Origin of the sequence: Bradyrhizobium sp. B120 (assembly GCF_049075665.1) — a bacterium.
Classification (GTDB): Bacteria; Pseudomonadota; Alphaproteobacteria; order Rhizobiales; family Xanthobacteraceae; genus Bradyrhizobium.
The window spans coordinates 8,683,443-8,697,799 of sequence record NZ_CP185242.1 but is presented as its reverse complement, the minus strand read 5'-3'; the positions used below and the strand labels follow the sequence as shown (position 1 = coordinate 8,697,799).

General features: G+C 61.5%; 13 protein-coding genes. 6 read left to right on the top strand and 7 right to left on the bottom strand.

The window, feature by feature from the left end; translation table 11 throughout:
• Positions 1-274 precede the first annotated feature (274 nt).
• Positions 275-1,369 carry a hypothetical protein gene (locus tag ACOIX3_RS40335; RefSeq protein WP_420967543.1) on the top strand — a complete coding sequence of 365 codons (1,095 nt, stop codon included), beginning with the start codon at positions 275-277 and terminating at the stop codon, positions 1,367-1,369.
• Positions 1,370-1,478: 109 nt separating this feature from the next.
• Here ACOIX3_RS40335 and ACOIX3_RS40330 read toward each other — a convergent pair whose 3' ends face one another.
• The 5 genes from ACOIX3_RS40330 to ACOIX3_RS40310 form a co-directional block, all read right to left on the bottom strand.
• Complete coding sequence (locus tag ACOIX3_RS40330) at positions 1,479-1,979, bottom strand: nucleoside deaminase (RefSeq protein WP_420967542.1); 501 nt, start codon at positions 1,977-1,979, stop codon at positions 1,479-1,481.
• Positions 1,980-2,162: 183 nt separating this feature from the next.
• Positions 2,163-3,041: an ABC transporter permease gene (locus tag ACOIX3_RS40325; protein WP_420967541.1), complete on the bottom strand. Its 879-nt coding sequence runs from the start codon at positions 3,039-3,041 to the stop codon at positions 2,163-2,165.
• 1 nt (position 3,042) lies between these two features.
• Positions 3,043-3,924 carry an ABC transporter permease gene (locus ACOIX3_RS40320; protein ID WP_420967540.1) on the bottom strand — a complete coding sequence of 294 codons (882 nt, stop codon included), beginning with the start codon at positions 3,922-3,924 and terminating at the stop codon, positions 3,043-3,045.
• Between the two features lie 66 nt (positions 3,925-3,990).
• A complete protein-coding gene (locus tag ACOIX3_RS40315) occupies positions 3,991-5,283 on the bottom strand; it encodes an ABC transporter substrate-binding protein (protein ID WP_420967539.1) in 1,293 nt (430 codons plus the stop codon).
• A gap of 17 nt (positions 5,284-5,300) precedes the next feature.
• On the bottom strand, positions 5,301-6,335 hold the full coding sequence (locus ACOIX3_RS40310; RefSeq protein WP_420971917.1) for an ABC transporter ATP-binding protein: 1,035 nt from the start codon (positions 6,333-6,335) through the stop codon (positions 5,301-5,303).
• Positions 6,336-6,694: 359 nt separating this feature from the next.
• On the opposite strand from ACOIX3_RS40310, the gene ACOIX3_RS40305 reads away from it, so the two are divergent.
• Complete coding sequence (locus ACOIX3_RS40305) at positions 6,695-7,828, top strand: ring-opening amidohydrolase (protein ID WP_420967538.1); 1,134 nt, start codon at positions 6,695-6,697, stop codon at positions 7,826-7,828.
• Positions 7,829-7,897: 69 nt separating this feature from the next.
• Here ACOIX3_RS40305 and upp read toward each other — a convergent pair whose 3' ends face one another.
• Complete coding sequence (gene upp, locus ACOIX3_RS40300) at positions 7,898-8,530, bottom strand: uracil phosphoribosyltransferase (RefSeq protein ID WP_249132048.1); 633 nt, start codon at positions 8,528-8,530, stop codon at positions 7,898-7,900.
• A 596-nt stretch (positions 8,531-9,126) separates the two neighbouring features.
• Here upp and ACOIX3_RS40295 point away from each other — a divergent pair.
• From ACOIX3_RS40295 to ACOIX3_RS40285, 3 genes are all read left to right on the top strand, one after another.
• Positions 9,127-10,872, top strand: a complete 1,746-nt coding sequence (locus ACOIX3_RS40295) for a CocE/NonD family hydrolase (RefSeq protein WP_420967536.1) — start codon at positions 9,127-9,129, stop codon at positions 10,870-10,872.
• A 24-nt stretch (positions 10,873-10,896) separates the two neighbouring features.
• Positions 10,897-11,685, top strand: a complete 789-nt coding sequence (locus tag ACOIX3_RS40290) for an enoyl-CoA hydratase/isomerase family protein (protein WP_420967535.1) — start codon at positions 10,897-10,899, stop codon at positions 11,683-11,685.
• A 106-nt stretch (positions 11,686-11,791) separates the two neighbouring features.
• Positions 11,792-12,484 (top strand): TetR/AcrR family transcriptional regulator, encoded by a 693-nt coding sequence (locus ACOIX3_RS40285; protein WP_420967534.1) that lies wholly within the window; start codon positions 11,792-11,794, stop codon positions 12,482-12,484.
• A gap of 33 nt (positions 12,485-12,517) precedes the next feature.
• Here the strand turns inward: ACOIX3_RS40285 and ACOIX3_RS40280 are convergent, their stop codons facing one another.
• Positions 12,518-13,270 carry a GntR family transcriptional regulator gene (locus ACOIX3_RS40280; RefSeq protein WP_420967533.1) on the bottom strand — a complete coding sequence of 251 codons (753 nt, stop codon included), beginning with the start codon at positions 13,268-13,270 and terminating at the stop codon, positions 12,518-12,520.
• A gap of 125 nt (positions 13,271-13,395) precedes the next feature.
• Here ACOIX3_RS40280 and ACOIX3_RS40275 point away from each other — a divergent pair, with 125 nt between their 5' ends.
• A complete protein-coding gene (locus tag ACOIX3_RS40275; RefSeq protein WP_420967532.1) occupies positions 13,396-14,274 on the top strand; it encodes a fumarylacetoacetate hydrolase family protein in 879 nt (292 codons plus the stop codon).
• Positions 14,275-14,357: the final 83 nt, after the last annotated feature.

Genomic DNA, 14,357 nt, shown 5'->3' with positions numbered 1-14,357 from the left:
CCGCGCCCCGGCGGGACGTCCCCGCGCTGCGCGCAAATGTCGCGGAAGTCGAGCAATGATGGGCATAATTTGAAATATCCCGAATTCTGTCGAAGCGAATTTTGCGGCCGTCAACCGCTACAGGACTGGCCCAATCAAACGGATCTCGCGGAGGGTGTTGATCAAACGCGCGTCAGCGCGTGGAGAAACTTCGGGCTTCCCGTTCGCCCCGAAGCTGCGCCACGCTCCTGCATCAGCACGAATTCGTTGCGTTCACTCCTGGGGGTCTTTCACAATGTTCAACATCCGCCGAATCTTGTCGGCCGCGGCACTATCATTGGGGTTGATGCCGGTCGCTCACCTTGCAAGCGCCGCAGATCTGCCAGTCAAGGCACCCAAGCCGGCAGCTGATCTGCCATTCTTCCTGGTCATCGACGACCGTGTGACCTACTCCTACATCTTCTCCGGCACCGATCCGGGCGTATTCTCCGTCCGCCCTGACGGCAGCATCAACGGAAAGACCGCCAAGCAAGTCTACTCGTTCACGCACTTCGATATCTGGGCCTATGGCCAGAACTTCTTCACGATCTCGATGTACAAGTCGGATCATAACGACCCGGCGTCACCGTGCTCGAATGTCGGTGTGACCATCACGGGAGCTCCGGCAACCTGCGCCGGCGCGACCGAGATCTACGGCCTGTTCCGCTCGACCTTCGGCTGGAATCAGATCTTCAACACGAAGGCGTTCAGCATGGGGCCGCTGAACAACATCTCGTTCGAAGTCGGCATGGACGCCAACACGGAAAACAACTTCCTGGCGCCCGCCAAGCGCGACGTCGTCGGCGGCCTTCAGTTCGAGTTCAATCTTCCGTACAAGGGTTACGTCAACGTGTCGCCGTTGATGTACTACGAGTTCTATAACCACAATGCGTTCGACCAGTGCGGTCTGTTCGGCCCGGGTGTGCCCGGCGTGAGCTGCATCAGCGACGGCAATACCAAGTTCAAGCCGACCTGGGCCGTCGAAGTAAACTACTACATGGATCTCGGCTTCTTGCCCGAGAGCATGCAGTACTTCTCGATCAGTGGTCGCGCAGGCTGGTACGGCAAGAAGGGCACCGAGAACGAACCGATGGCGTTCAATCCGGTCACCAACGTCAACACGGCGGTCGAGCTCAACTCCGAACCGATCCGTCTGACCTTCGACGCCAGCAAGGCGCTCTGGGGCCAGAAATACTCGCACTTCGTGGATGTCTGGGTGGCCTACCGCTATTGGCAGAACAAGTTCGGCCTCGACCACGCCAAGAGCGTCGTCTGTAACGTAGCCCCAGGCGTCAGCAACCATTCCTGTACCGAAGAATCGCTCTACTCCGGTATCTCTGTGAAGTTCTGATCCACCCGATCCGTTCCACGGGTGGCTCCTGGTGGCGCCGCGACACACCGCGGCGCCACTTTTCACGTTCCTGCACGGCGGGATTCCGGCCGGCAGGGTCGCCGCACGACTATCGGGTCCAGATGCCCTCGTGCACGACCGCGGCTTCGTCTTCAAGCAACGGGCCGACGACCTCGGTTGTGCGTTGACCGCTATCGAACACATTGCGGCAGGGCAGATCGAGCGTCGGATTGTCGGGGTGATTGCCGGTCAGTTCGCGCAAGCGGTGTTCGCTCAGTCCGTAGACGACGCGGCCGATGCCGGCCCAGTAGATCGCGCCGGCGCACATCGCGCACGGCTCAGCGGATGAATACAGCGTCGCAGTCGCGAGGACCTCCGCAGGCAACGTCGTGCATGCCAGGGTCGCCAGCAGTCGCTCGGCGTGGGCCGTGCCGTCGCGCGACGGCATGAAGCCGTTCTCGGCCTCGAGCAGGACGCTGCCTTCGCGATTCACGAGAACGGCGCCGAAGGGATGATTGCCATGGCCGATCGCGCGGCGCGCAACCGCGAACGAGTGCCGCAGAAAGCTCTCGTCGTCGAGCAGGTGGTTCGAGTTGTTCGCGTCGTTCATGAACGATCTCCGTACCAGTCACATCTGTGCGGCGGCTGCGAATTGCCGGCCGGCGTCTTCCTTGCCTGAACTCGTGACGACGGCAATCTCGGCTCTCACGGCTGCAATGGCGGCGCTGGCCCGGCCATTCTCTCCCGGTCAAGGCGGCGGTGCCATTCGACGATCCGGATGCGTGTGAGGATTTTACACCAGTCCCTTGCCCGCGTCCGATCCGTGACGTCGCTGCCGGGCCTGAAGCACAAGAATGACAACCAGCGCCAGAAAGATGACGAGAAAGGAAACGGCGCTCGTCAATGTTCCGAGCGCATAGATATCCGGCTTCGTGACGGTGGTCGTCAGGCCCTGCAGGTCAAGGGGCAGTGTATTGACAGGGCCGATGGTCTGGCTCGAGCGCGCGAGTTCGTCCCAGGACAAGGTGAATCCGAACAGGCCGATACCGACGACCGATGGCAATATGATCGGCAGCACAACATGCCGAAATGTCTGCCACGGCGTGGCGCCGAGGTCGCGTGCCGCTTCTTCAAGCCGGCCATCGAACCTGTTGAAGATCGCAAACATGATCAGGAGACCAAAAGGCAAGGTCCAGGTCAGATGTGCACCAAGGCCCGATGTAAAAAGCCCCATTGCCGTCGTCCAATCCGTGGCGCCGCTCTTGATGATGAAGTCGTCAAGCAGCCGGAATTCCAGGGCGATGCCGAGCGAGGTAATAATCGATGGCATGATCAGGCTGGCAATGGCCACGTAGAATAGCAAGGTCGCGCCGCGGAACGATCTGCGGAAGGCCAGACCTGCCGAAACCGAGAGAACGACCGTCAGCACCATGACGACGAGGCCGAGCTGAAGCGATCGGCGGAAAGCCGCGGCGATGTCGACGATGCCTGAGCCGGAGAACACCTTGCCGAACCACACCAGGGACACCCCATTCATGGGGAATGTCAGGCCGCCATCCGGCCCCTGAAACGACAGGATGTAGATCGCGAACATCGGCCCGTATAAAAACAGGACGTAAGCGGTGAAGAATGCGGCGAGAAGATAGAAGGATCGCGATCGCTTCTCGTTCATCTCACAGCTCCCTGCGAACATCGACGATCCGGGTCAGCGCCGAAATGATCAGGATCGTGATGCCGAGCAGGATGACCGCATTGGCCGCCGCGGCCGGAAATTGCAGCGCATTCAGGCGCGTCTCGATGATCTTGCCTGCAGATGCAATCTGCTGGCCGCCCATCACGCCGATCGTGACAAAATCGCCCATTACGATCGTGATCACGAAGATCGAACCAATGACGATTCCGGGTTTTGCCAGCGGAATAACGACGTTGACCAGGGTCTGCCATCCGGTGGCGCCGGCGTCATAGGCGGCTTCGATCAAACGCTTGTCGATGCGAATCATCGAGTTGAAGATCGGCACCACCATGAAGAATGTGAAGAGGTGAACGAGGGCAAGGACGACGGAGAACTCCGAGAACAAGAGCCACTCCAGCGGTTGGCGGATCAGTCCGACGCCCTCGAGGCCTCTGTTGACCAACCCGTTGCGGCCAAGCAGCGGAATCCATGCGATCATGCGGATCACATTCGACGTCCAGAACGGGATGGTGCAAAGCAGGGTAAGGACGATCTGCCAGGTTTTGGACCGGACGTGGAACGCGAGAAAATAGGCGACGGTGAAGCCGATCAGAAGGGTCAGGCTCCAGGTCAGCAGGCACAATTTCAACGTCTTCAGATAGGTCTTCAAGATGGTGCAGAGGTTGGGTAGATCGGCGATGCATCCCTCGAACGTGTCGCTGTAGCCACGCAGGCTAAAGGCCGGGATCATTTCATACTCGTTGTAGTCCCACGCGCTGACAATCGTCACAAGAAGCAGCGGCAAGAGAAAGAACACCGAGAAAACGAGCATCATCGGTGCAGCCTGGAGCCAGGCAACGAAGGTCTTGCGGTCTTGCATCATCGAACGGTGAATCGCGGTGATGGCGCAGCGGGACTTGTCAAACGCCTTGTCCTCCTTTGGCCTGCATCAGGCGGCGATGAATTCATTCCACTTGCGCACCATGTAATCGTTCTCGTCCATCACGGCGTTCCAGCAGGCGACCGCGCCCATGCGGTCTTCGTAGGATCCCCCGTCGCGCTTGGTGCCGGCCTTCTCGAGAACCGTGCCGTCGGGAGCCTTGATGTCGCTGACGGCGGCCTTGCCTTCCATCCAGTAGCCCCACTCGTCCGCCGTCATGTTGGCCTTCGCAGTGGACAGCACAGCCGAATAGTAGCCCTGACGGTTGAGATAGGCGCCGGCCCAACCCGACAAGTACCAGTTCACGAACTCATAAGCCCAATCGAGCTTCGGCCCCGAAACCGCCTTCGATACGCAGAACCCCGACGCCCACGAGCGATAGCCTTCCTTGAGCGGCTGGAATGTGCAGGCGATCCCCATCGAGCGCACCTTGGTGACAGCGGGCGACCACATCGACTGGATGACGGTTTCACCCGAGGCCATCAGGTTGACGGATTCGTTGAAATCCTTCCAGAACGCGCGGAACTGGCCGGCCTTCTTGGCTTCCGTCATGATCTTCATGGTGAGATCAATCTCGGCCTTCGTCATGTTGCCCTTGTCGGCATAGGTGTGCTGACCGCTGGCTTCGACCACCATCGCGGCATCCATGATTCCGATCGACGGAATGTTGAGAATCGAGGCTTTGCCCTTGAATTCGGGATTGAGCAATTCGGTCCACGATGAAATAGGCCGCTTGATCAGATCCGGCCGGATGCCGAGCGTATCGGCATTGTAGACCGTCGGGATCAGCGTCACGAATTCGGTCGGCGCCTTCGAGAACGTCTTGGAGTTTGCCCCCTCAAGATAAAGCACCTTCCACGGCGCCGTGCCCTGATCGCCGATCTTCTTGCCGTTCGGCAGCTGACCCTTGGTGAACACCGGGGTGATGTTGTCGAATTCCTTGATCTTCCTGGCGTCCAGCGCAAAAATGTTGCCCGACGGCACCAGCTTCCTCAGCGAGAAATATTCGGTATCCAGCACATCAAACGAGTTCGGCTGGGTGATCACACGTTTGGTGACGTCGTCGGTGGTTGCCGTGATGTATTCGATCTTGATTCCGGTATCTTCCAGACACTTCTTTGAGATCTCGTCACCTTCGTTCACCGCCGTTCCGAGATAGCGCAGAACCTTCGGGTCGGCTGAATGGACGTAGGGAAATCCGGTAATCGCGCCCGAACCCGCCGCAAGGCCGACCGCTCCGGCCGCGCCCTTCAACATGGTGCGACGGCTAATGCGACGATCGAATTTCGAGGATTTGCTCATGATTGTCTCCTTGGGTGTCACGCCGCCCTTTCAGGCGATCGGGCGATTACAGAACTCGTGGTTTTGAGAAGGCTGGCCTGCGTCGGGTCCCATGTGGCGAGGACGCGTTCACCGACAGCGTAGTTGGCCGCGTCGAATTGGGTTTCCGTGACCTGGGCCGAGATCTCGGAGCCACCCTCGACGGCAATGACAATGCGGACATAGGTTCCCTGGTATTCGACCTCGCTGATGGTGCCTGCTACCGATGGACCAGCGATGGCTTCGCTCAGTCGCTTCAGCATCAGCCGGTCAACCCGAACGGCGAAGGTCTCGGGACCGACAACAATGACATTGTGGCCGCCGATGAATTTCGCCGTGAATTCGGTTCGAGGGTGGTTGAAGATTTCACGCGGCGAACCCTGCTGCTCGATGCGGCCCGCGTTCATGAGAACCACGATATCGGCCAGCGCCATCGCCTCGTCCTGGCCATGCGTCACATGGATGAAGGTGAGTCCGAGCTCGCGCTGCAGCTTCTTCAGCTCGGCTCGCATCCGCAGCCGCAAGAACGGATCGAGCGCCGATAGCGGCTCGTCGAGGAGCAGGATTTGAGGAGAGGTGATCAGCGCGCGCGCGAGGGCGACCCGCTGCTGCTGGCCTCCGGAAAGCTGGCCTGGCAGCCTTGCCGCATAGGGCTGCATGTCGACGAGCTCCAGCAACTTGTTGGCCTCGGCATGGCGTGCAACCTTGGCGACGCCTTTCATCTTCAAGGCGAACGCAACGTTGTCGATGACCGAGAGATGGGGGAACAGGGCGTAAGACTGGAACATCATCGCCGTGCTTCGATCGGCTGGGGGCAGGCCGGTTACATTCTTCGGCCCGACCAGGATGTCGCCCGAAGTGACCGATTCGTGGCCGGCCACCATGCGCAGCGTCGATGTCTTGCCGCAGCCGGACGGCCCGAGCAGGCAGCAATAGGAGCCGGGCGGAATCTTGAGGTTGATGGCGTCAACGGCGGTGACGCCGCCATACATCTTGGTCAACTGCACGAGTTCGAGCGCCGCCGTCGTCGTCATCCGCACCATTCCGCATAGTCTTGCCAGGGATCTTGAGCGACACTGTCGCCCCGGCTCGCGACCCGGACTTCGATGCAACAGATGTGCCAAATCTTGCGACAGGCCGGACAAAAATTGGGCAGATTCCGCCGGCCGACGAGGTCGGCCGCGCCGCTCCGACCGAGATCGGGGGCAGTTGCCAATACGCTGTCTACGAGGCTTGAGTTCCGGATGTGGGCGATCCAGGCGATGTTGAAGGTCGATCCCTTTGCCAAGGCCATCTCGATGCGATCAAAACCGGTGCCGTGCCCGCGGGCGCCGGGAGACGTTCCGGCTTGCCATATCTTTTCGCGAGCCCGAAGATATCCGAGGGGAAGCGCATGCGCACAAGATCGGTCGACGTCGTTCGTATTTCCACCAAGGGCCCCGGTGATGTCTCCGGCCTGCTGAGCCTGATCGAGCAAGGCAGGATCGATCCAAAGTCGATCGTCGCGATCCTGGGGAAGACTGAGGGCAATGGTGGCGTCAACGATTTCACGCGTGAGTTCGCCGTTTCGGCTCTCCGTACGACCCTGGCGCCTTATCTAGATCTGCCGCCGCATCGCGTTGAGCAGCGGATTGCGTTCGTGATGTCGGGCGGGACGGAAGGTGTGCTCAGTCCACATATCACCGTGTTCACGCGTGACGGTGCCGCCAATCACGATTCAGGTGTCTCCGGGAAACGCCTTAGCATCGGGATGGCCCAGACGCGGGATTTCCTGCCCGAGGAGATCGGTCGCGACGTGCAGATCAGGGAAACCGCAACGGCGGTGGCTGCCGCCATGGCCGACGCCGGGATCGTCGATCCGCAGGACGTCCATTTTGTGCAGATCAAGTGCCCGCTTCTGACCAGCGACCGCATCGAGGCAGCGGTGGCGCGGGGGCATGAGACCGTGACCAACAGCGCTTACGGTTCGATGGCGTACTCCCGTGGCGCGTCAGCGCTGGGCGTGGCCGTCGCGCTTGGCGAGGTTGAAAGCGAGATTGACGACGAACACGTTCTCCGGCGGTTCGATCTGTTTTCGTCGGTCGCCTCCACGTCGGCGGGCATCGAACTGATGCATAACGTGGTCATCGTGCTCGGCAATACGACGGCGTCGTCGGCTCCATTCGAGATCGGACACGCCGTGATGAACGACGCCATCGATTCGGCAGCGGTGATCGATGCGTTGAAAAGCGTGGGGCTGCACATCGGCGACGCCTCCAGGCCGCCGACGGCGTCGCGGCAGCTCGTCAATATCTTTGCCAAGGCGGAAGCCGCGCCGAACGGGAGCATCCGCGGATTTCGTCACATCATGCTTGAGGATACCGACATCAGCTCAACCCGGCACGCTCGTGCCGCTGTCGGCGGATTGATCAGCGGCTTGTCGGGAACCAGCGCTGTGTATGTTTCCGGCGGAGCCGAACATCAGGGACCCCCAGGTGGCGGGCCGGTTGCCGTCATCGCTCGACTGTCGGCAAACGGGTCCGACTGAGCATCGGGCGTCGTGTGCCGTTACGAACGGCATCTGTTCACGCTTCAGCACGAAAGCGCTGCCGACGGCTCACCTGGTGCCGAACATTCGGTCACCTGCATCGCCCAAGCCTGGCACGATATACCCGTGATCATTCAGTCTTTCGTCGATCGCAGCGGTCCAGATCGGAACGTCCGGACACTCGTCCTGGAAGCGGGCAATTCCTTCGGGGGCTGCGAGCAGGCAGACGAACCGAATGTCTTGCGCGCCTCGCGATTTGAGCAGGCGAGCCGCCGCGCTGGCGGAATTTCCCGTAGCAAGCATGGGATCCAGCAAGATCACGATGCGCTCCGAAACATCCTGCGGCGCCTTGAAGAAATACTCGACGGCCTGAAGTGTTTCCGGATTCCGGTAAAGGCCGATGTGCGCGACGCGTGCTGACGGGACGAGCGCCAACATTCCGTCGAGAAACCCGACACCCGCCCGCAAGATCGGAGCGAATGTGAGTTTCTTGCCCGCAATTTTGGGCGTCCTCATTGCAGCGAGCGGCGTATCGATGTCGACCATCTCCAGGGGTAGATCCCGGGTGACCTCATAACAGAGCAGCATTCCGATCTCGTTCAGGAGCTCGCGAAACCCCTTGGTGGAACGATCCTTGTCGCGCATCAGCGAGAGCTTGTGCTGGACGAGGGGATGGCTGACGAGGTTCACGTTCTTGGTCATGATATCGCTTTCTCAATAAAGGGGGCGCGTGCGAGTTCGTCCAAGTCGTCGCGGGTGCAAGTAGCGTGCCCGGCTTTTTCTGACCGTCGAGCGCGGCCTCATTCATTGGGCGGGAGGGCCGTTCGGAGGATAGGGAATCTGCTCGTCGAAACCAACGCATTACTGCGCAAGGTCAGGCTATCGAAAGTCCGGTGTCGGAGGTTGAGCCGCGCCCGCCGAGCGCGAGCTTGTCGCCGCGAATGAGGCTAGCGATTGGTGTTCTCGCCGAGATCACCGGTGCCGCCGCCGAACCGCTCACGCGACCGGGCGCCGGTTGCGCGAACTTCCCATGATGCCCGAACGCGTGAAGGTGCCTTCCTGATCGCCGCTGCGCGAATGCGCGGGCGGCCTCCCGCACGGATCGGTCGGCGTCTGCCGACGCCAATTGTTCCACCTGCAGGACACACCGTTCCATTTGAGGTCCCCGCGGCGTGGAAATTATACTTTACGATCGTAAAGTAGAGTGCGATGGTTGGTGCGGCCAAAGGGAGAGGCCTGCCTCTCCCTTTGATGGTCGAAGTCGACGGAAAGCGTCGCGGAAACGCCGGGGAGAAACGATGATCGAGGAGCGGGACATCAGCGTCGTGATGCGGGACGGCACCCGGCTGGCGGTCGACGTCTACCGCCCGGATGCGACCGGCAAGTACCCGGTGTTGTACGCGTCAGCGCTGCACAACAAGGACATCCAGGGGCCCGACATCGCGGACATCCTGCCGCCGCAGCCGGCGCATGCGCCGCTCTGGTTCGGTCCGATCGAGGCCGGCGATACACGGCGCTTCATCGCCAATGGCTATGTCCATGTGATCGCGCAGCCGCGCGGCTCAGCCAAGTCGGAAGGGCATTACGGCCATGAGGACACCGATCATTACGACCTGATCGAGTGGATCACGCAGCAGCCTTGGTCGGACGGCAAGGTCGGGATGGTCGGCATCTCCGGATTTGCCGGCGAACAGTGGCGTGCTGCAGCCCAGGGACATCCGGCGCTCAAGGCGATCTTCCCCTACGACGCCTGCAGCGCTTATGGCGGCATGTTCGGATTCCGCGATTTCAATCCGGGCGGCGTGCTGCACAGCTTCCCCTATCTGCTCGATGTCTTCAGCACGGTTCACGAATCTCGTGACCGTCCCGCCGAGCTGCCCGCCGCGGAAGAAGCGCTCTGGCGCCGGGCGATGCAGAATCCGGACTTCAAGCAGTACATCAACCTCTACAACATCCTCACCCAGAAGGGGCAGCGGACGTTCGTCATGTATCTCATGATGACCCATCCGTGGGAGCTCGACGGCACTGTCGAGCGCGCCGAGGAGGTCTTCAAGAAGATCAAGATTCCATTCTACACCGGCTCCGGCGCCTATGCGTACACCTACAAGCTGCACTGGCTCGGGGCGCAGCACTATTTCCAGAACGTCGATGCACCCAAGAAGCTGCTGTTCACCGGCCCGGCCCATCTCGAGCGGCCGTTCCATCAATATCACGACGAGATCATCCGCTGGTATGACCACTGGCTGAAGGGCCATGACACCGGCATCATGAACGAGCCGCCGGTGCGCTATTGGCTGATGGGAGCCAACGAGTGGCGAACCGGAACCAACTGGCCGCTGCCGGAGACGCAGTGGACCAAATACTATCTCTCGCATTGGGAGACGCTGTCGACCGAGCCGCCACGGCCGGCCTCCGAGGTCGGAGCTTCGGCACGGGAGCCTGACGTCTTCACCCAGATGCCCGTCACGCGCACGACCAAGATCGAGCGGTTGCGCTACATGACCGAGCCGTTGCCGCATGACGTCACCGTTGCCGGCCCGATCACGCTGACGCTTCACGCGGCGATCGATCAGGACGACACCAACTGGATCGTCGTGCTCAAGGACATCGGCCCCGACGTTTCGGTTCGGACCGCGCGGGAAGGCGAGCGGGACGTCCCGTCGACGTTACCCGAGCGCGAGCTGACGCGGGGGTGGCTGAAGGCATCCTATCGCGCGCTCGACGAAAAGCGGTCCAAGCCGTGGGAGCCGTTCCACAAGCTGACGCAGGATGCGATTGCGCCGGTCAAGCCGGGCGAGGTGGTCGAGTATCAGATCCAGATCCTGGCGACCGCGAACCAGTTCAAGGCGGGCCACCGGATATGCCTCGACATCACGTCCATGGATGTCCCGACCGGGACGGGAGCCATGACCAACGTCGAGTACATCCCGTACCACGTCTGCAGCAGCAGGACCGTCACTCACAAAATCTACCGCGACGCGGAGCGGCCGTCACATCTGCTGCTGCCGATCATTCCCGAGTCTGCCGACCGGCGTCCGGCCTGACACCCCATAGAAGGAAACGCGACCATGAAGACGATCCGCTTTGAACGAGACGGCGCCGTCGGCAACATTGTCCTGGCCAATCCGCCGTTCAATCGCCTCGACGCACGCTTCGCGGAAAACCTGCGAGCGGCGGTGCATGAAGCCAGTCAGAGCGACATTCGCGTGCTGGTGGTTCGCGCCGAGGGGCCGCATTTCAGCTTCGGCGGTGAGGTGCGGGAATGGCCGGGCAAGGACATCAACTGGTTCCGAACATTCGTCGCGGACGTCAACGTCTCCTATCGGGCGATCGAGATGCTGAAGATCCCGACGGTCGCAGTCGTGCAGGGGATAGCCTTCGGCGGCGGCTTTGAGCTGGCGTTGGCGTGCGATTTTCTGGTCGCGGCCGACAACGCCACCTTCCGCTGCGTCGAGGTCACGACCGCGATGCTGCCGATCGCAGGCGCGCTGCAGCGGCTCGCGGAGCGCGCCGGCCGGGCTCGCGCATCGCGATTTGCGATGCTGGGCGAGCCGATCTCCGGACACGAAGCGGGCACGCTCGGAATCGCGACGCATGTGGTGGCCGAGAGCGAGCTTTCGGCGACGGCGGCTGCATTGGCCCAGCAGCTCGCGACAGGGCCGACCAGGTCATACGCTGCGACGCGCACCCTGCTCAAGGCGTGGTCGAGCGGCGGCGTCGCCGCCGCCGACCTCGTGATGCTCGACGTCGCGATGGAGCTCTATAACGGTGCGGATGCGCAGCGCGGTTTTGTGAGCACGGCGGATGCCTTCAACAAGGACATCGAGCCGCCGACACTTGTCTTCGAAGGAAAATAGGCCGGCGCAGGATGGGCGCTGAAGCGACGGAGGGATTCATGCGGCGCGAAAGCCATTCGACGCGCCGCTTGGCGGCCGGTCCGGAACCATGTTAATCGAAGACCAAATGGCGAAGAAAACGAGGCCGGCAGCCGGACGCCGGGAGCGGCCGCGCAAGAGGGCCGAACAACAGCGTTCGATTGAGACGCGCGCCGCGATCCTCGATGCCGCCATTGCGGAGTTTGCCGAGCGAGGCTTCGACGGTGCCAGCATTCGCGCCATCGCCGACCGGCTTGGGCTGCAACACCCGCTGATCACCTATCACTATCGAAGCAAGGACATTCTGTGGCGCGCCGCCGCCGAGCATGCCTTCACGCAAATCCGTGCCGAATGGGATAGGTCGGTGGAGGCGGGGATCGATCCATCACCGTTGGCGCGGCTGCGCCAGGAATACACGACCCTGTTTCGCTACACGGTCGCATTTCCCGAATTTCATCGGTTCATGCGTCAGGAGACCCTGACCAACAATCCGCGGCTGAAATGGGTGGCAGAAGCGGTCCTGGCCCCGCTTCTCGGCCGGCTATTGCCCCAGATCACCGAGGCTCAGAAGCAGGGTCTGCTTCCCGCCGCGGACCCGATTCTGTTTCACTACATGATGGTCAGTCTCACCGCCACGCTTTCGGAATTCGGTCCCGAAATGCAGGTGACCAGCGGACTGTCCTCCGGTGACCCGAAGGTTGTTGCCGCCTATTGGCGGCTTGTCGAGGAGATGGTCTTCGGCAAGGAGCCAAACGGTGGTCGGCGTCGAAGGCAGCCATGACGCTGCGCCGAAACGGTTCGAAATGCGACCGCGTCAGACCGGCGCGCCGCGTTTGCGAGGCAGGCTTTCGAGCAGATAAGCCTCGCCTGGTTTCGCCTTTGCGGATTCCTGAGCCGTCTCGCGCCCGGCCAATACGGAATCGAGGATGACCTTCGTGGTCGTTTGCAGGTGCTGGTTCATCAGCGTGACGGCGCGTTCGCTGTCCCGCGCCAGAGTGGCTTCAGCGATCTCCCGATGTTCCCTGTCGAGGTCCCTGTCCACCTTGGACAAAGGACCGGAAAACGCGCGGTAGCGTTCGGAGTGATTGTAAAGTGTCGTGCGCAAGTGGAGCAGCCAGGGGCTGCCGCATCCCGACGCGAGCGCTTCATGAAAAATCTCGTGCGCCCGCGAATACTCTTCGCTGTAGCGTCGCGCGGCCTTATCGGCCCACACTGGCGTGTGCGACAGGCGATGCAGCGCGGCGACCACCTGCGACTGCCACTCGATCCCGCCTTTCTCGATCGCACCCTGAAGACACAGCGCCTCGATGCTGCATCGAACATTGGTGAGGTCGCTGAGGGCGTCGACGGACAACGGCGCCACGCGAAAGCCGCGTTGCGGTTCGCTGACCACAAAACCTTCTGAAGCGAGGCGCGACAGTGCCTCGCGCACGGCGCTCGATCCGACCTCGAAGCGGCGGCACAGATCGTCGATCTTCAGCTTTTCTCCGGGCGCGAAGCGGCATGCCAGCAATTGCGAGCGAAGCTTGGCATAGGCCCCGTGGGTCAGACTCGTCGGTGATTCCATGGGCTTAGCCATAACAAAAGGGGTGATCCGAGTCATCCAAAATATGCACGCTTCTATAATAATGCATTTTTATTTGCAAAGTGCATTTTATGTGCTAGAGCAGATGAACACGGAGGAAACACCCCATGCGGTTCATCGCTTACGAAAGAAACGCGAAGCGCGGCCTCGCCGTGGCCGATCCAGCCGGCCGATATCGGGGACTTGATGATGGCGCCGCGCACGGCCGGCTCGAGCGCGCCCTCGCGGGCGGGCATGACGGACTGAAGGATCTCGCAGCGGCGCTTCTCAAGGGCGAGCCGCTCGATCCGGAAGCCGTGACCTTCCTTCCCCCGCTGTCCTCACCCGGCAAGATCATCTGTGTTGGATTGAACTATGCGGACCACACCGCCGAAAGCAGCATCCAGCAGCCCGACTACCCGACGCTGTTCGGCCGGTTCTCGTCGAGCCTGATCGGGCACGGTGCGCCGATCGTGCGGCCGAAGGTTTCGGCAGCGCTCGACTATGAAGGCGAGCTTGTCGCAGTCATCGGGCGCGGCGGTCGCCATATCCCGCAGTCCGCGGCGCTCGATCATGTCGCCGGCTATTCGATCTTCAATGACGGCACGATCCGGGATTATCAGTTCCGGACGCCGCAATGGACCATGGGCAAGAACTTCGACGGCACCGGTGCGTTCGGGCCCGCGCTGGTGACGGCCGACGAACTTCCACCCGGCGCCCACGGCCTGACGCTGGAGACGCGCTTGAACGGCACGGTGATGCAGAAGACATCGACCTCCGACCTCATCTTCGATGTCGCAACGCTGGTCGCGCTGATCAGCGAGGGTATAACGTTGTATCCGGGCGATCTGATCGTGACCGGCACGCCGTCCGGCGTCGGCGCTGCACGCAAGCCGCCGCTCTACATGAAGCCCGGCGACGTCTGCGAGATCGAGATCGAGGGATTGGGGGTGCTGCGCAATCCGATCGTGCAAGAGGGCGATGATGCGGTACGCGCAGCTGCCTGACCTTCGCCGGCATCGCTGCGCGCGGGTGCACACTGCCCGGAGTTGAGGAGTCGATCAGACCAGTTCTTGATCTGGTGTCATGC